We start from the raw sequence: 15,729 nt of genomic DNA, 5'->3' as shown, positions 1-15,729 counted from the left end.
GACCGAGTACGCTCGCTTACGCTCGCTAAACTCTTTCCCCAAGTGGTTTTAAACTGCCGCAGCTCCCGACACGATCTCGGAGAGTTCTTTGGTAATCGCAGCCTGGCGGGTCTTGTTATAGATCAGCTTGAGGTCACTGATGACACTGCCGGCGTTATCGCTCGCGGCCTTCATCGCGACCATGCGCGCCGATTGCTCGGACGCCAGGTTTTCTGCCACCGCCTGGTACACCAGTGCTTCCACGTAACGCACCAGCAGCTCGTCGATGACGACCTGCGGTTCCGGTTCGTAGAGGTAATCCCAGCTGTGCGCACCGACTTCGGTCTGCAGGTGCGCGGCCGGCAGCGGCAGCAGCTGTTCGACCATCGGTTCCTGCTTCATCGTGTTGATGAACTTGGTGTAGCACAGGTAGACCGCATCGAGCTTGCCTTCCTGGTACGCGTCCAGCATCACTTTGACCGGGCCGATCAGCTTTTCCAGATGCGGCGTATCGCCGAGCTGGGTGGCTTGCGACACCAGTTTCATGCCCAGGCGGTTCAGGAAACCGAGGCCCTTGTTGCCAATGGCGACGGCCTCGACGCTGTTGCCTGCTTGTTCTTGCTCGCGCGCTTTCTGGGTTACCTGACGCAGGATGTTGGTGTTCATGCCGCCGCACAGACCCTTGTCGGTCGTGACGACGATGAAGCCAACAGCCTTGGCCTGCACGTGCTTGGCTTGCGCCATGAACGCGTGCGTGTACTCCGGGTTTGCGCCGGCCAGATTGGCGGTGATATTGCGAACCTTCTCACTATAGGGACGGGCGGCGCGCATCCGGTCCTGCGCCTTGCGCATTTTCGATGCGGCGACCATTTCCATCGCCTTGGTGATCTTCTTCGTATTCTCTACGCTCTTGATCTTGCCACGAATCTCTTTGCCTGCTGCCATGAGTCCTACCTCCTTCTGCGCACCGGCGCCGCCCTCGGGCGACGCCGGCCCGACGATTAATATGCGCCGGTTTTCTTGAAATCAGCAATGGCGGCGGCCAGCGCAGCTTCGCCGTCCTTGTCCAGTTGCTTGGTTTCGTCGATCTTCGACAGCAGGGCAGCGTGGCCCGACTTCAGGAAGCTGTGCAGACCGTGCTCGAATGGCAGCACTTTCTTGACTTCGATGTCGTCCAGGTAGCCCTTGTTGACGGCGAACAGCGAGGCAGCCATCAGCGAAGTCGACAGCGGCGAGAACTGCGGCTGCTTGAGCAGTTCGGTCACGCGCGCGCCGCGGTCGAGCTGCTTGCGGGTCGATTCGTCCAGGTCCGATGCGAACTGCGCGAACGCAGCGAGCTCACGGTACTGGGCCAAGTCGGTACGGATACCGCCCGACAGGTTCTTGATGACCTTGGTCTGCGCTGCACCACCGACGCGCGACACCGAGATACCGGCGTTGATCGCAGGACGGATACCGGCGTTGAACAGCGAGGTCTCCAGGAAGATCTGGCCGTCGGTAATCGAAATCACGTTGGTCGGCACGAAGGCCGAGACGTCGCCCGCCTGGGTTTCGATGATCGGCAGTGCGGTCAGCGAACCGGTCTTGCCGGTGACGGCGCCGTTGGTGAACTTGGTGACGTAGTCGGCGTTCACGCGTGCTGCGCGCTCGAGCAGGCGGCTGTGCAGGTAGAACACGTCGCCTGGGTAGGCTTCGCGACCCGGTGGGCGACGCAGCAGCAGCGAGATCTGGCGGTAAGCCACGGCTTGCTTGGACAGATCGTCGTACACGATCAAGGCGTCTTCGCCGCGGTCGCGGAAGTATTCGCCCATCGCGCAGCCCGAGTAGGCCGAGATGTATTGCATGGCGGCCGATTCCGATGCGGAAGCGGCGACGACGATGGTGTATTCCATCGCGCCGTGCGTCTCGAGCGAGCGCACGATGTTCTTGATGGTCGATGCCTTCTGGCCGATTGCGACGTACACGCAGGTGACGCCCTGGCCCTTCTGGTTGATGATCGCATCGACTGCCACGGCCGACTTGCCGGTCTGGCGGTCGCCAATGATCAGCTCGCGCTGGCCACGGCCGATCGGCACCATCGCGTCAATCGACTTGATGCCGGTCTGCATAGGCTGCGACACGGACTCACGGGCGATCACGCCCGGGGCGATCTTTTCGATCGGCGCGGTCAGCTGTGCATTGACAGGACCCTTGCCGTCGATCGGCTGGCCCAGTGCATTGACAACGCGGCCACGCAGTTCAGGACCGATTGGCACTTCCAGGATGCGGCCGGTGGTCTTGACGATGTCGCCTTCCGAGATGTGCTCGTAGGCACCCAGGATGACCGAACCGACCGAGTCGCGCTCGAGGTTCATCGCCAGGCCGAAGGTGTTGCCAGGGAATTCGAGCATCTCGCCCTGCATCACGTCCGACAGACCGTGGATGCGGCAGATACCGTCGGCGACGGAAATCACCGTGCCCTGATTGCGAACGTCAGCCGAAGTTTCAAGGCCCTGGATGCGGCTCTTGATCAGTTCGCTGATTTCAGAAGAATTAAGTTGCATGAGTGCTAACTCCAAATGTGTTTGATGCGTAGGGCAAGGGCGCGAAGCCGGCGCGTGCTGCTAGATGTCTTCTCAAGACGCCAGTGCAACATGCATCTGTTGCAGCTTGGCGCGTACCGAGGTATCGAGCACTTCGTCGCCGACGACCACGCGCACACCACCGATCAGCGACGAATCCACTGTCACCGTTGGGTTGAGCTTGCGGCCAAATTTCTGTTCCAGCGTTGCGACGAGTTGCGCCAGCTGCTCATCGGACAGCTCGAAGGCGCTGTAGATGGCCGCGTCGGCGGCGCCTTCGCTGGCGTTCTTCAGAGCCACGAACTGGGCAGCGATCTCGGGCAACAGGCTGATGCGGCCATTTTCAGCCAGCATCACGATAAAGTTCTTCGCTTCATCGCTCAGCGGCGACTTGACCAGATACGCAATCGTTTCTGCCACCTGGCTATGCGTGACGTTCGGGTTGCCGGCAAAAGCGAGTACGTCGGGATGGGCGCCAATCTGGCCCAGTTCCGACGCGACGGCCGACCAGCTGGACATCGAGCCGGTCTGGGCGACGCGGAACAGCGCTTCGGCGTAGGGACGGGCGACGGTTGCGAGTTCAGCCATGATCAGAGCTCGGTCGACAGTTTCGACAGCAGGTCGGCGTGGGCCGCTGCGTTCACTTCGCGCTTGAGGATCTGCTCGGCGCCCTGGACTGCCAGCGCTGCGACCTGGGCACGCAGCTCTTCGCGCGCACGCGTGACTTGCTGCTCGGCGTCAGCCTGGGCGGCGGCGATGATACGAACGCCTTCGTCATGGGCCGACTGCTTGGCGGCGTCCATGATCTGGGCAGCACGCTTCTCGGCGTCGACGATGCGCTTTTGTACTTCGTCGCGGGCGCCCGCCATTTCAGCCTGCACGCGCTTTTCAGCAGCGGCCAGGTCAGCCTTGCCACGGTCAGCAGCGGCCAGGCCATTCGCAATCCTCTCGGCGCGCTCGTCGAGCGCTTTCATCAGTGGAGGCCACACGAATTTCATCGTGAAGCCAGCCAGGATGAGGAAGACCACGAGCTGTGCAAACAACGTTGCGTTAAGGTTCACGGTATTTTCCTTATTACAAAAACGCGGATGCCGAACCATGACTGGTTCGGCCCTTCAAGACGTTAAGACCAGGTCTTAAGCAACAAATGGATTTGCGAAAGCGAACAGCATGGCGATACCAACGCCGATCAGGAATGCCGCGTCGATGAGACCAGCCAGCAGGAACATCTTGGTCTGCAGGGTGTTCATCAGTTCTGGCTGACGTGCAGAAGCTTCGAGGTATTTACCGCCCATGATGGCGATGCCGATGCAAGCACCGATAGCACCCAGGCCGATGATCAAACCGCAAGCCAGTGCAACAAAAGAAAGGTCAGTCATGAGTTACTCCAAAAGTTAATTTAAAAACTAGATTAAAAACTACAACTTCTTTACAACCACTATCTATTCGATGCTTGCGGCGCCGATCAGTGGCCTTCGTGGGCCTGACCGAGGTACACCAGCGTCAGCATCATGAAGATGAATGCCTGCAGGAACACGATCAGGATGTGGAAGATCGCCCAGATAGAGCCTGCGATGACCTGGCCGACAAAACCAAAGATGGTAGCGGTCGAACCAAGCAAAGCGATCAAGAGGAACAGCAGTTCGCCGGCAAACATGTTGCCGAACAGTCGCATACCGAGCGACACCATTTTTGCTGCGTATTCGATGATGTTCAGGAGCAGGTTGAACGGCGCCATCCAGATACCAAACGGTGCTGCGAACAACTCATGGATGAAGCCACCCAGGCCCTTGACCTTGATGCCGTAGTACAGCATCAGGATCAGCACGCCGAGCGAGATACCGATGGTGCCGTTCAGGTCGGCGGTCGGCACGACGCGGTGGTACGGGAAGATGTTTTCCACACCGGCCAGGCTGAACAAATACGAGAACATGTCGACTGGCAAGAAGTCCAGCGAGTTCATCAGGGCGACCCAGACGAACACGGTCAGGGCGGCCGGCGCGATGAAGCTGCGGTCGCCATGGACGATCGACTTGGACTGGTCTTCCACCATTTCGACCAGCATTTCGACGGCAGCCTGGAAACGGCCCGGCACGCCCGACGTGGCGCGGCGCGCGGCCATCCACATGATCATGCAGCCAAGCACGCCCATCGCGATCGACCAGAACAGCGTGTCATAGTGGATCACGGAAAAATCGACCGGACCGTCCTGGTAACGGTTCGACAGGTGGCCCAGGTGGTGCTTGATGTACTCTGAAGCGGTGGGCGCGTGTGCTGCTGCGCCTTCTACTGTTGGATTCGCCATTATCGATGCCTAAATAGTAAGATGATGTAACTTTTTAGCGCCACGATGAACCCGGCCAGCAATGCCAGCCAGTTGAGCTCGTGGTACAACTTGGCGCTCGCGAATAGAAGCGCAAGCGTCAACGCAATCTTTACAAATTCCCAGATGAAGAAGGTCGCAGGATTCGCCCCACCCGGCCTTTGGGTGCCGGCAAACAGGCGTACCGCCATGATCGCGTTGGGCACGACACAACACAAGCCGCCCAAAATTGCCGATATCATCGCTGCCAGCCCCCCCAGCAGTGCGGCGACGAGGCCAACCACTACCGTTGCCAACAATTGCAGGGACACGAGGCGCAGCATATTTTTCTTGTTCCGCGCTAGCGCATTGGGACGAGTTACGATGTGGTAATTACACGAATCAGCGGGATTATAAGTGGTTATACGGACGTGAGTCAAACGTTTCCGGACTTATAACTGGCAGGTAAAGATGCGCTGGAAGCAATTAAAATGTGCTGAAAACGCCATCTTTTCAAATACTTAACGCCCACGCCAACCGACCCAACGAGCGTTCGACGCAGGGGTGGGCGACTGCCTGCCACCCCTGCTAGTTGCCGTGATCGAACCGGGGTGGTCAGGCGCGCAGGCGGGCCAGCACGCCATCGAGAATGTCGAGATCGGCGAAATCGATGATCAATTGCCCCTTGCCCTTGGTCCCCATCTTGAACATGACCGGGGTGGCCAGTTTGTCGGATAGTTCTTCTTCGAGGCGCACGATGTCGCCCGGCTTGTCCTTGGCGCGCGCTGCTGCGGCCGGGCTAGCTTGCTCCTCGATCGCGCGCGCCACCAGTTTTTCTGTCTCGCGCACCGACAGCCGCTTGGCGATGACCTGGTTGGCCAACGTGATCTGGTGGGCGGCGTCGACCGCCAGCAAGGCGCGCGCATGTCCCATGTCGATGTCGCCCGCCATGAGCATGGTCTGGACTGGCGAAGCCAGGTTAATCAGGCGCAGCAGGTTCGACACCGCGCTGCGCGAGCGGCCGACCGCGTTCGCCGCCTGCTCGTGGGTGAAATGAAAATCGCTGATCAGGCGCTGGATGCCCTGCGCTTCTTCGAGCGGGTTCAGGTCTTCGCGTTGGATGTTCTCGATCAGGGCCATGGCCGCGGCGGACTGGTCGTCGACGTCGCGCACCAGCACCGGGATTTCCTCGAGACCGGCCATCTGCGCCGCGCGGAAGCGCCGTTCGCCGGCGATGATCTCGTACGGTACGGGCGAGCCCTCTCCCAGCGGACGCACCAGGACCGGCTGCATGATGCCCTGGTTCTTGATCGACGCCGCCAGTTCGCTCAGCGAGGTTTCGTCCATGCGGGTGCGCGGCTGGTATTTACCGGCCTGGACCTGGTTGATGCGCAGCGTCGAAGGCGCCTGGGCCGGGGCCGGTTCGCTGTCGCCGCCCAGCAAGGCGTCGAGTCCACGGCCGAGGCCTTTGAGTTTTTTGGTTGCCATCTCTATGTCAGCTCTCTTGATAAATTACATGGTCTTGATGCGTTCGACCATTTCGGCGCCGAAGGCAATGTACGCTTGCGCGCCTTTGGACGAGGGATCGAACACGACCCCCGGAATACCGTAGGACGGCGCTTCGGCCAGCCGCACGTTGCGCGGAATGATGGTCTTGAACACCTTGTCGCCAAAATGCTGCTCGAGCTGGCCCGATACCTGCTGCGACAGCGTCATGCGCGGATCGAACATGACCCGCAGCAGGCCGATGATGCGCAAGTCGGTATTCAAGTTGGCGTGCACCTTCTTGATCGTGTTGACCAGGTCGGACAGCCCTTCGAGGGCGTAGTACTCGCACTGCATCGGAATGATCACGCCATGCGCGGCGCATAATCCGTTCAGGGTCAGCAGCGACAGCGCGGGCGGGCAATCGATCAATATGAAATCGTAGTCGTGGTCGACCGCGGCCAGGGCTTCCTTGAGCAGGCGCTCGCGGTTGGCGAGCGAGACCATCTCTACCTCGGCGCCGGCCAGTTCGCGGTTGGCGGGCAAGACATCGAAGCGCCCCGCTTCCGAGCGCATGCGGGCGCTGGCCACGTCGGCTTCACCGAGCAGCACCTGGTAGATCGAGCTGGGCAAGGATGCCTTGTTGATTCCCGCTCCCATGGTGGCATTGCCCTGCGGATCAAGGTCTACCAGCAGCACCCGCTGCTCCAGCTTGGCCAGTCCTGCCGACAGGTTGACGCTGGTGGTGGTCTTGCCGACGCCACCCTTCTGGTTCGCTACGCAAAAAATCTTCGCCATCTATAGTTAATCCGTGGAAGCAACGATGTGGTGCAATGAGCAAGAAGCTATACGGTTCATACCATACAAACCGTTTAAATGATTTGTATAATATAAACTGTATAAACGATTTATTCGGTTTATTTTGTTTACGGCGTATTGGCAGGTGATCGCTCCACGAACACCAGGTGGCGTTCGGCTCCCAGTTTCGGCACCTGCAATGGCTGCAAACCGGTCACTTTCCATTGGTCGGGAATGCGTTGCTGTTCTTCTGCTGGCGCCACCCCTTTGAGGGCGATGAATTTTCCACCTTCGAGCAGCAGGTGACCCGACCAGTTCAGGAAATCTGTCAGGTCGGCGAATGCGCGCGAGGTAATCACGTCGAATTTCTCGCTCACGACCAGCTCTTGCACCTTCATGGTGTGCACGCTGACGTTGTGCAGCTCCAGTTCAGCCTTGACCTGCTTGAGGAAGGCAGTTTTCTTGTGCACGGTGTCGATCATCGCAACCTTCATGTCGGGCCGGCAGATTGCCAGCACGATGCCGGGCAAGCCGCCGCCAGCCCCGACGTCGAGCACATTTTTTGCGCCGGCAAACGCCGGCACCGCCGCCAGCGAATCGAGCAAATGATGGGTAACCATTTGCATCGGGTCGCGCAGCGAAGTCAGGTTATAGACGCTGTTCCATTTATTCATCAAGCTCAGATAATCCAGCAGCTGTTCTTGCTGTGCCGGGGAGACCGTGATCTGCATCTGCGCGATTCCATCGGTCAGTACTTGCGCCAGGGCGGCGCGGTCCAGATACTTCATTGAGCCAGCTCCGTGCCGTTGTTGTTGGTGGTGGTGGTAAAACCCTTGGCGCCGCGCTTTTTCAGGTGTACCAGCAGTAGCGAGATTGCCGCCGGCGTCACCCCGGAGATGCGCGAAGCCTGGCCCAGGGTTTCCGGTCGGCCCTTGTCGAGCTTTTGGCGTACCTCGAACGACAGGGCAGTAATGTCGAGGTAATCCAGGTTCTCGGGCAGCTTAAGGTGTTCGTAGTGGTCGTGGCGCTCCACTTCCTTGGCCTGGCGCTCGATATAGCCAGCATATTTCAGCTGGATTTCGACTTGCTCGCGTACCGCCAGGTCGTCCACGCCCGGCCCCGCCAGCGGCTGGCCGTCGATGCCGCTCATGCTCATCAAGGTGTCGTATTGCACGCCCGGGCGGCGCAGCAGGTCGGCCAGGTTGTATTCGCGCTCGATCGCCTGCCCTACCACGCGCTCTGATTCGGCCGCTGCCAGAATGCGCGGGTGGACCCAGGTCGAGCGCAAACGCTCCAGTTCGCGCGCAACGGCTTCGCGCTTAGCCTCGAAGGCGGCCCACTGGGCGTCGCCAACCAGGCCGAGCTTGCGGCCGATCTCGGTCAAGCGCATGTCGGCATTGTCTTCGCGCAGCGACAGCCGGTATTCGGCGCGGCTGGTGAACATGCGGTAAGGCTCGGCCACGCCCTGGGTGGTCAGGTCGTCGACCAGCACGCCAAGATAGGCTTCCGAGCGCGCCGGCGCCCACGCCTCTTCTCCCTTGGTCTGCAGGGCCGCATTCAGGCCGGCCAGCAAGCCTTGTGCCGCAGCTTCTTCGTAGCCGGTGGTGCCATTGATCTGTCCCGCAAAGAACAGCCCCTTGATCGACTTGGTTTCAAGCGACGCTTTCAGCGCGCGTGGGTCGAAATAGTCGTATTCGATCGCGTAGCCCGGTCGCAAGATAAAGGCGTTTTCCATGCCCTTCATCGAGCGCACCAGGGCCAGCTGTACGTCGAATGGCAAGCTGGTCGAGATACCATTCGGATAGAACTCGTGGGTGCTCAAACCTTCTGGCTCGAGGAAGATCTGGTGCGATTCCTTGGACGCGAAGCGGTGGATCTTGTCTTCGATCGAAGGACAGTAACGCGGCCCCACGCCCTCGATCACACCGGTATACATCGGGCTTCGGTCGAGGCCGGCGCGAATGATGTCATGGGTCTGTTCGTTGGTATGCGTGACCCAGCACGGCACCTGGCGCGGGTGCATCGCCGCCGTGCCCATCACTGAAAAAACGGGCACCGGATCGAGGTCGCCCGGCTGCTCCGCCAGTTTCGAGAAATCGATACTGCGGCCATCGATGCGCGGCGGCGTGCCGGTCTTGAGGCGCCCTTGTGGCAGCTGAAGCTCTTTCAGACGGCTCGACAACGACAGCGCCGGCGGATCGCCCGCCCGGCCACCCGAGTAATTCTGCAGGCCGACGTGGATTTTTCCGTCCAGGAAAGTCCCCGCGGTGAGCACGACCGCGCGTGCGCGAAATTGCACTCCGACCTGGGTGACGGCGCCAACCACGCGATCGCCCTCCACCATCAGGTCGTCCACGGCTTGCTGGAATAGCCACAAGTTCGGCTGATTTTCCAAACGTGAACGGATCGCCGCTTTGTACAGGATGCGGTCGGCTTGGGCGCGGGTAGCGCGCACGGCCGGCCCTTTGGACGAATTCAGGATACGAAACTGGATCCCCGATTCATCGGTAGCGATGGCCATGGCACCACCGAGCGCATCGACTTCCTTGACCAGGTGTCCTTTGCCGATGCCACCGATGGAGGGATTGCAGGACATCTGCCCCAGGGTCTCGATGTTGTGAGTAAGGAGCAAGGTCTTTTGACCGGTGCGCGCGGATGCGAGCGCCGCTTCGGTGCCGGCATGGCCGCCACCGACGACGATGACGTCGAATTCAGTAGGAAATAGCATGATGGGATGCAGTGCGAGGAGACTAATGCGCGATTATAGATTCTTTTTTCTCGCAGGACTCTGTCGCGGTCTGAAAACGACAGATTTGTTTCACGTGGAACAATCGTCGCGCAGGTGGCGCTAGCCGTCGTGTTGTTTCACGTGGAACAGTCACCACCCAATGGTCTTGAATGCATCGTAAGCGGTCTTCACGATCAACCCGGACACCACCACGAGGAACAGCTTGCGCACGAAACCGCTACCGTGTTTCAGCGCCAGCCTGGTGCCGATCAGGGACCCGACGACCTGGCACCCTGCCATCATCAAGCCCAACTGCCACAGCAAGTGTCCGCTGTATCCAAACCACATCAAGGCAGAAAAATTACAAGCCACGTTCACGATCTTGGCCGCGGCCGAGGCACTGAGAAAATCAAAACCAAAAAACCGGACAAACAGAAAGATCAGGAAGCTGCCGGTTCCTGGCCCGAAAAAGCCATCGTAGAAGCCGATCGCCGCGCCAATGCCAACTGCCCAATAGCGCTCGGTCAATCCAGTGTGCACCGGCGCATGGATGGCACCCAGGTCTTTTTTCTTGAAGGTATAGACGGCTACCGCAACCAGGACGATGGGCAGTAGCGTTCGAACGAAATCAGCGGGCACCCGGGTGACAGTCCAGGCACCGGCAAACGACAAGACAAACGCCGCCGCCGCCGCCGGCGCCGCGGTACTCCACGCTACCCGCACCCGGCGCGCATAGTTCACCGCTGCGGCACTGGTGCCGAAAATGCTGGCGAACTTGTTGGTACCTAGCAGGGTCGCCGGTACCTCTTTTGGTAACACGGAAAAGATGGCCGGGACCTGGATCAAGCCACCGCCACCGACCACGGCGTCGACCAGTCCGGCAGCGAAGGCGGCGGCGCCGAGCCATACGAAATCAATCATGGAAGAAACGTAGAAGACATGCAGAGGCTGCATTGTACGGCAGCGCCTGCCATCAAGGTCTGCTGGGCAGCATCGATCCGAGCCGATAAACTATTTGTTGCGACGCAACAAGTGCAGCGAGAAGCTTGCAATCGCGCGCGTCAGGTCGGCAATGCTAGGGCAAGCCCGGCAGTCAATCAGCGCAACTTAATTAGCGTAACTTAGTTAGCGCAACTTAATCAGCGCACCGAGTTCTCCGACAATACCTCGGCGGAAGGATAAAACGCAGATGATAAAGATCAAACCGATCACCATGCCAACCGAATCTCCCAGCGTCGCAAACCAGGCAATGCCGAGGGTTTCGGCCAGCCATGCGCCAATCTCGCCAAGCTTGTTTTCCAATGCGATCACTAGGAAGGCGCCAATGATGGGACCAGCCATGGTTCCCATGCCGCCTACCAGCGTCATCAAGACGACCAGGCCCGACATGGTCCAGTGGACGTCGGTCAGGGTCGCAAAGCCCAGCACAACCGTCTTGGTGGCGCCTGCAAGCCCTGCCAGGGCTGCCGACAAGACAAAGGCCAGCAACTTATAGCGGTCAACGTCATAGCCCAAAGAAATAGCACGCGCTTCATTTTCCTTGATCGCCTTGAGCACCTGCCCGAACGGCGAATGGACGGTGCGATTAACCAGTGCAAAGCCAGCCACGGCAATTGCCAGCACCAGGTAATACATCGCCAGGTCGTTCGTCAGGTCCAGCATGCCAAACAGGCGTCCGCGCGGCACGCCCTGCAAGCCATCCTCGCCATGCGTCAGCGGCGAACGCAGCGCGACGAAATACACCATCTGCGCCAGGGCCAGCGTAATCATCGAAAAATAGATGCCCTGGCGGCGGATCGCCAGCGCCCCGATGACCAGGCCCAGCAGTGCCGCGGCGGCCACGCCCAGCACGATTCCCAGTTCGGTCGGCAGGCCGACCACGCTCAACAGATGACCGGTCACGTAGCCGGCACTGCCAAAAAAAGCGGCATGGCCAAATGACAGCAAGCCGCCGAAGCCGATCAAGAGGTTGAAGGCAGAGGCGAACAGTGCAAAGCACAGCAGCTTCATCAAGAAGATCGGATAGGCGACCAAGGGCGCCACCAGCACGACCATGAGCAACAACGCCAGCAAGCCCTGCTCGAGGATTTTCTTGTTCATGCTTTTATCGCTCCTTGCCGAACAGTCCGGCCGGCCGCAGCAGCAGCACGATCACCATCAGGATGAACACCACCACTTCCGAGCCCTCCGGATAAAACACCCGGGTCAGGCCTTCGATCACGCCCAGTGCCAGTCCGGTCAGGATGGAACCGAGGATCGAACCCATGCCGCCGATGGCGACCACCGCGAACACGACGATGATCAGGTTCGACCCCATCAGCGGCGTGACGTTGATGACCGGTGCCGCCAGCACCCCGGCAAAGCCCGCCAGTGCCACCCCGAAGCCATAGGTAAGCGTCACCATCATGGGCACGTTGATGCCGAAGGCTTCGACCAGCTTCGGGTTCTCGGTAGCGGCGCGCAAGTAGGCGCCGAGCCGGGTTTTTTCGATGATGAACCAGGTCGCCAGGCAGACCACTGTCGAGGCAGCGACCACCCAGGCACGATAATTCGGCAGGATCATGAAGCCGAGGTCGGTAGCGCCAGCCAGCTGCTCCGGCACGTCGAGGCTCTGGCCGGAGACCCCGTAGAAGGAACGAAACAGGCCTTCCAGCAGCAGCGTTATCCCGAAAGTGAGCAGCAAGCCGTACAGGTGGTCGAGCTGGTACAGCCAGCGCAGCATGCTGCGCTCGATCACGATGCCGAGCAGGCCCACCATGAGTGGCGCCAGCACCAGCATCGTCCAGTAATCCAGGCCGAAACTGGTCACGCCGATATAGGCGGTAAAGGCGCCGACCATGTACAGCGCGCCATGCGAGAAGTTGATGACGTTGAGCAGGCCGAAGATCACGGCCAGGCCCAGCGACAGCATGGCGTAGAACGAGCCGTTGACCAGGCCGAGCAGGAGCTGGCTGAGCAAGGCTTGGTGGGGGATGCCTAAAATTTCCATGGGGCCAATGCGCTTACTTCCATAACGCGCACTTGGACTCTGGCTTCTTGGTAAAGGCTTGACTGCCCGGTATGGTGGCAACGACCTTGTAATAATCCCAGGCGCCCTGTGATTCTGCGGGGGACTTCACTTGCATCAAGTACATGTCGTAGACCATGCGGCCATCCGGGCGGACGATGCCGCCTTTTGCAAACATATCGTTGATGGGGGTTTTCTTCAGGTGCGCGATCACCTTGTCGGCGTGGTCGGTGCCGGTCGCCTTGACCGCGTTCAAGAATTGCGTCGTGGCCGAGTAGTCGGCGGCCTGCAGCATCGAAGGCTGCTTGTTCATCCTGGCGAAATAGCGCTTGGCCCAGGCGCGTGACTCGGGCGTGCGGTCCCAATACCAGCCATCGGTAAAATACATGCCCTGGGTCGTGTTCAGGCCCAGCGTGTGGATATCGTTGATGAATACCAGCAAGCCGGCGATCTTCATCTTCTTGTTCAGGCCAAACTCCTTGGCGGCTTTTACGGCATTGATCAGGTCGCCACCGGCATTGGCCATGCCCAGTACCTGGGCCTTGGATGACTGGGCTTGCAGCAAGAACGACGAAAAATCCGACGCCGACAAGGGATGCTTGACGCTGCCAAGCACGGTGCCACCGCCCGCCTTGATCACAGCGGCCGTGTCTTTCTCGAGCGACTGGCCAAAGGCATAGTCTGCGGTCAGGAAGTACCACGATTTGCCGCCCTGCTTGAGCATGGTCGAACCGGTACCGCGTGCCAGCGCCACCGTGTCGTAGGCATAGTGCACGGTATAGGGCGTACATTGCTCGTTGGTCAGTTGCGCGGTGCCCGAGCCGATCGCGATAAACACTTTTTTCTTTTCCGCGGCTATCTTGGCCATCGCCAGGCTGGCGCCCGAATTGGTACCGCCAATCAAGAGATCGACTCCTTGCTGGTCGAACCATTCGCGCGCCTTCGAGGCGGCGATGTCCGGCTTGTTCTGGTGGTCGGCCACGATGAGTTGAATCTTCTTGCCGTGGACAGCGCCGCCCATGTCGGCGATCGCCATGCGGATGGCTTCGGCGCCGCCATTGCCGTCGATGTCGGAATACACGCCGGACAGATCAGTGATGAAACCGATCTTGACGACATCGCCCGAGATGGCGGCGGCCGGTGCTTGGGCCGCGGCCGACAAGGACAGCCCGAGGGCGAAGCTGGCAGCACTGGCCAGGGCAATGGCGCGAAGTTTCATGTGGTCTCCGTTGTAGGTATGCATGTATTGCGGTTGATTACACGCCGAGCAGCTCGGTGAGCACCGGCATCCTGCTGGTTAGTTCCGAGGCAGCAATGGTTTCTACAACTTGCCCGTGTTCGAGCACATGGAAGCGGTCTGCCAGCGGCGCCGCGAACCGGAAATTTTGCTCGACCATGACGATGGTATAAGCCTTGGCCTTGAGCGTCATGATCATGCGCGCCAGGCTTTGCACGATGACCGGCGCCAGTCCTTCCGACATCTCGTCGAGCAGCAGCAGGCGCGCGCCCGTGCGCAAGATGCGCGCCACCGCCAGCATCTGCTGCTCGCCACCCGACAGGCGCGTGCCCTGGCTGTTGCGGCGCTCGTACAGGTTGGGAAACATGGTGTAGATCTCGTCGAGCGTCATGCCCGTCCCCTGCGCGCCCTTGAGCTGTGGCGGCAGCAACAGGTTTTCTTCGGCCGTCAGGGAAGCGAACAGTCCGCGTTCTTCCGGACAATAGCCAATACCGAGGTGGGCAACTTGGTAAGTAGGCAGCCCGATCGCTTCGGTGCCGTTGACCTTGATCGAGCCGGTGCGCCGGCCAGTCAGGCCCAGGATGGCGCGCAGCGTCGTGCTGCGCCCGGCGCCATTGCGCCCGAGCAGCGTGACGACTTCGCCCGCCTCTACTCTCAGGTTGATGCCGTGCAGGATGTGCGATTCGCCATACCAGGCGTGCAGGTCCACGATCTCGAGCGCGGCTGTCATGAAGATGCTCCCGGCGGGCCGGCATCGCTGGTTCCCATATAGGCCTGCATTACTTGCGGGTTGCGCGACACCTCGGCATAACTGCCTTCGGCCAGCATGGCGCCGCGCTGCAAGACCGAGATCCGGTCGCAGATGCCGGCAACCACACCCATGTTGTGCTCGACCATCAAAATGGTGCGGCCAGCCGAGACCTTCTTGATGAGTTCAGTCACCCGGTGCACATCTTCGTGGCCCATGCCCTGGGTCGGTTCGTCCAGCAGCATCAGTTCCGGATCCATGGCCAGCGTGGTGGCAATTTCCAGGGCGCGCTTGCGGCCATAGGGCAAATCGGCTGCCAGCGTCGCAGCAAAGCTGTCCAGGCCGACTTCGGCCAGCAAGGCCAGTGCGCGCCCGTCCAGCCGGGCCAGCGAGCGCGTACTGCGCCAGAAGTGGTAACTGCTACCGAGCTGGCGCTGCAAGCCGATGCGCACGTTCTCCAGCACCGTCATGTGGGGAAAGACGGCGCATATCTGGAACGAGCGAATGATGCCCATGCGTGCAATCCGGGCCGGACGGGCGGCCGTAATGTCGCGCCCATGGAACAAGATCTGCCCGGAAGTCGGGGTCAGGAATTTGGTGAGCAGGTTGAAGCAGGTGGTCTTGCCGGCGCCATTCGGACCGATCAGGGCGTGGATATGGCCGCGCTCGACCCGCAGGTCGACCTCGCTGACAGCCGTAAAGCCCTTGAATTCCTTGGTAAGCTTCCTGGTTTCCAGGATGACATCCGTCATTGCATCTCCAGGCACGTGGTGCTGACACTGACAGGAATTGCGCGGCTACTTGCCAAATAATATATACAAGCACCGCTGGCGACAATACAGCCGGGCCCATGTGGGCACCGCAAGCACGCACTACGCTTGTGC

The 15,729-nt window shown here is 60.2% G+C and carries 17 protein-coding genes; all 17 read right to left on the bottom strand.

The window, feature by feature from the left end:
* Positions 1 to 48: 48 nt before the first annotated feature.
* Complete coding sequence (gene atpG / locus NRS07_RS01300) at positions 49 to 924, bottom strand: F0F1 ATP synthase subunit gamma (RefSeq protein WP_259210447.1); 876 nt, start codon at positions 922 to 924, stop codon at positions 49 to 51.
* Between the two features lie 56 nt (positions 925 to 980).
* Complete coding sequence (gene atpA, locus NRS07_RS01295; protein WP_259210445.1) at positions 981 to 2,522, bottom strand: F0F1 ATP synthase subunit alpha; 1,542 nt, start codon at positions 2,520 to 2,522, stop codon at positions 981 to 983.
* A 72-nt stretch (positions 2,523 to 2,594) separates the two neighbouring features.
* Positions 2,595 to 3,128, bottom strand: coding sequence for a F0F1 ATP synthase subunit delta (locus NRS07_RS01290; protein ID WP_259210444.1), 534 nt, complete (start codon positions 3,126 to 3,128; stop codon positions 2,595 to 2,597).
* Between the two features lie 2 nt (positions 3,129 to 3,130).
* Entirely contained in the window at positions 3,131 to 3,601 is a 471-nt protein-coding gene (locus tag NRS07_RS01285; RefSeq protein WP_259210443.1) for a F0F1 ATP synthase subunit B, read from the bottom strand.
* A gap of 75 nt (positions 3,602 to 3,676) precedes the next feature.
* On the bottom strand, positions 3,677 to 3,919 hold the full coding sequence (gene atpE / locus NRS07_RS01280; RefSeq protein WP_259210441.1) for a F0F1 ATP synthase subunit C: 243 nt from the start codon (positions 3,917 to 3,919) through the stop codon (positions 3,677 to 3,679).
* A gap of 86 nt (positions 3,920 to 4,005) precedes the next feature.
* Positions 4,006 to 4,845 (bottom strand): F0F1 ATP synthase subunit A, encoded by an 840-nt coding sequence (gene atpB, locus NRS07_RS01275; protein WP_259210440.1) that lies wholly within the window; start codon positions 4,843 to 4,845, stop codon positions 4,006 to 4,008.
* Positions 4,845 to 5,186 carry an ATP synthase subunit I gene (locus NRS07_RS01270; protein WP_259210438.1) on the bottom strand — a complete coding sequence of 114 codons (342 nt, stop codon included), beginning with the start codon at positions 5,184 to 5,186 and terminating at the stop codon, positions 4,845 to 4,847. Before NRS07_RS01270 ends, atpB begins: the two co-directional genes overlap by 1 nt.
* 271 nt (positions 5,187 to 5,457) lie before the next feature.
* Complete coding sequence (locus tag NRS07_RS01265; RefSeq protein ID WP_259210436.1) at positions 5,458 to 6,330, bottom strand: ParB/RepB/Spo0J family partition protein; 873 nt, start codon at positions 6,328 to 6,330, stop codon at positions 5,458 to 5,460.
* Positions 6,331 to 6,354: 24 nt separating this feature from the next.
* Entirely contained in the window at positions 6,355 to 7,125 is a 771-nt protein-coding gene (locus NRS07_RS01260) for a ParA family protein (RefSeq protein WP_259210434.1), read from the bottom strand.
* A gap of 128 nt (positions 7,126 to 7,253) precedes the next feature.
* Entirely contained in the window at positions 7,254 to 7,913 is a 660-nt protein-coding gene (gene rsmG, locus NRS07_RS01255) for a 16S rRNA (guanine(527)-N(7))-methyltransferase RsmG (protein ID WP_259210432.1), read from the bottom strand.
* Positions 7,910 to 9,853, bottom strand: a complete 1,944-nt coding sequence (gene mnmG, locus NRS07_RS01250) for a tRNA uridine-5-carboxymethylaminomethyl(34) synthesis enzyme MnmG (protein ID WP_259210431.1) — start codon at positions 9,851 to 9,853, stop codon at positions 7,910 to 7,912. Before mnmG ends, rsmG begins: the two co-directional genes overlap by 4 nt.
* A 150-nt stretch (positions 9,854 to 10,003) precedes the next feature.
* Positions 10,004 to 10,774: a TSUP family transporter gene (locus tag NRS07_RS01245; protein WP_259210429.1), complete on the bottom strand. Its 771-nt coding sequence runs from the start codon at positions 10,772 to 10,774 to the stop codon at positions 10,004 to 10,006.
* 204 nt (positions 10,775 to 10,978) lie between these two features.
* Positions 10,979 to 11,953 carry a branched-chain amino acid ABC transporter permease gene (locus tag NRS07_RS01240; protein WP_259210428.1) on the bottom strand — a complete coding sequence of 325 codons (975 nt, stop codon included), beginning with the start codon at positions 11,951 to 11,953 and terminating at the stop codon, positions 10,979 to 10,981.
* A gap of 4 nt (positions 11,954 to 11,957) precedes the next feature.
* Positions 11,958 to 12,842 carry a branched-chain amino acid ABC transporter permease gene (locus NRS07_RS01235; RefSeq protein WP_259210427.1) on the bottom strand — a complete coding sequence of 295 codons (885 nt, stop codon included), beginning with the start codon at positions 12,840 to 12,842 and terminating at the stop codon, positions 11,958 to 11,960.
* A gap of 13 nt (positions 12,843 to 12,855) precedes the next feature.
* Positions 12,856 to 14,079, bottom strand: a complete 1,224-nt coding sequence (locus NRS07_RS01230; RefSeq protein ID WP_259210426.1) for an ABC transporter substrate-binding protein — start codon at positions 14,077 to 14,079, stop codon at positions 12,856 to 12,858.
* Between the two features lie 37 nt (positions 14,080 to 14,116).
* Positions 14,117 to 14,827: an ABC transporter ATP-binding protein gene (locus tag NRS07_RS01225; protein ID WP_259210425.1), complete on the bottom strand. Its 711-nt coding sequence runs from the start codon at positions 14,825 to 14,827 to the stop codon at positions 14,117 to 14,119.
* A complete protein-coding gene (locus NRS07_RS01220; protein ID WP_259210423.1) occupies positions 14,824 to 15,597 on the bottom strand; it encodes an ABC transporter ATP-binding protein in 774 nt (257 codons plus the stop codon). Before NRS07_RS01220 ends, NRS07_RS01225 begins: the two co-directional genes overlap by 4 nt.
* Between the last annotated feature and the right edge of the window lie 132 nt (positions 15,598 to 15,729).

It is taken from the genome of Massilia sp. H6, assembly GCF_024802625.1.
Lineage (GTDB): Bacteria > Pseudomonadota > Gammaproteobacteria > Burkholderiales > Burkholderiaceae_D > Telluria.
The sequence above is the reverse complement of the archived record's forward strand: the minus strand, read 5'-3'. Positions and strand labels throughout refer to the sequence as shown.

Excerpts from the sequence above, each read along its gene's own strand:
- atpG (WP_259210447.1), bottom strand. The coding sequence starts at position 924 with ATGGCAGCAGGCAAAGAGATTCGTGGCAAGATCAAGAGCGTAGAGAAT.
- atpA (WP_259210445.1), bottom strand. The coding sequence starts at position 2,522 with ATGCAACTTAATTCTTCTGAAATCAGCGAACTGATCAAGAGCCGCATC.
- NRS07_RS01290 (WP_259210444.1), bottom strand. The coding sequence starts at position 3,128 with ATGGCTGAACTCGCAACCGTCGCCCGTCCCTACGCCGAAGCGCTGTTC.
- atpE (WP_259210441.1), bottom strand. The coding sequence starts at position 3,919 with ATGACTGACCTTTCTTTTGTTGCACTGGCTTGCGGTTTGATCATCGGC.
- atpB (WP_259210440.1), bottom strand. The coding sequence starts at position 4,845 with ATGGCGAATCCAACAGTAGAAGGCGCAGCAGCACACGCGCCCACCGCT.
- NRS07_RS01270 (WP_259210438.1), bottom strand. The coding sequence starts at position 5,186 with ATGCTGCGCCTCGTGTCCCTGCAATTGTTGGCAACGGTAGTGGTTGGC.
- NRS07_RS01265 (WP_259210436.1), bottom strand. The coding sequence starts at position 6,330 with ATGGCAACCAAAAAACTCAAAGGCCTCGGCCGTGGACTCGACGCCTTG.
- NRS07_RS01260 (WP_259210434.1), bottom strand. The coding sequence starts at position 7,125 with ATGGCGAAGATTTTTTGCGTAGCGAACCAGAAGGGTGGCGTCGGCAAG.
- rsmG (WP_259210432.1), bottom strand. The coding sequence starts at position 7,913 with ATGAAGTATCTGGACCGCGCCGCCCTGGCGCAAGTACTGACCGATGGA.
- mnmG (WP_259210431.1), bottom strand. The coding sequence starts at position 9,853 with ATGCTATTTCCTACTGAATTCGACGTCATCGTCGTCGGTGGCGGCCAT.
- NRS07_RS01245 (WP_259210429.1), bottom strand. The coding sequence starts at position 10,774 with ATGATTGATTTCGTATGGCTCGGCGCCGCCGCCTTCGCTGCCGGACTG.
- NRS07_RS01240 (WP_259210428.1), bottom strand. The coding sequence starts at position 11,953 with ATGAACAAGAAAATCCTCGAGCAGGGCTTGCTGGCGTTGTTGCTCATG.
- NRS07_RS01235 (WP_259210427.1), bottom strand. The coding sequence starts at position 12,842 with ATGGAAATTTTAGGCATCCCCCACCAAGCCTTGCTCAGCCAGCTCCTG.
- NRS07_RS01230 (WP_259210426.1), bottom strand. The coding sequence starts at position 14,079 with ATGAAACTTCGCGCCATTGCCCTGGCCAGTGCTGCCAGCTTCGCCCTC.
- NRS07_RS01225 (WP_259210425.1), bottom strand. The coding sequence starts at position 14,827 with ATGACAGCCGCGCTCGAGATCGTGGACCTGCACGCCTGGTATGGCGAA.
- NRS07_RS01220 (WP_259210423.1), bottom strand. The coding sequence starts at position 15,597 with ATGACGGATGTCATCCTGGAAACCAGGAAGCTTACCAAGGAATTCAAG.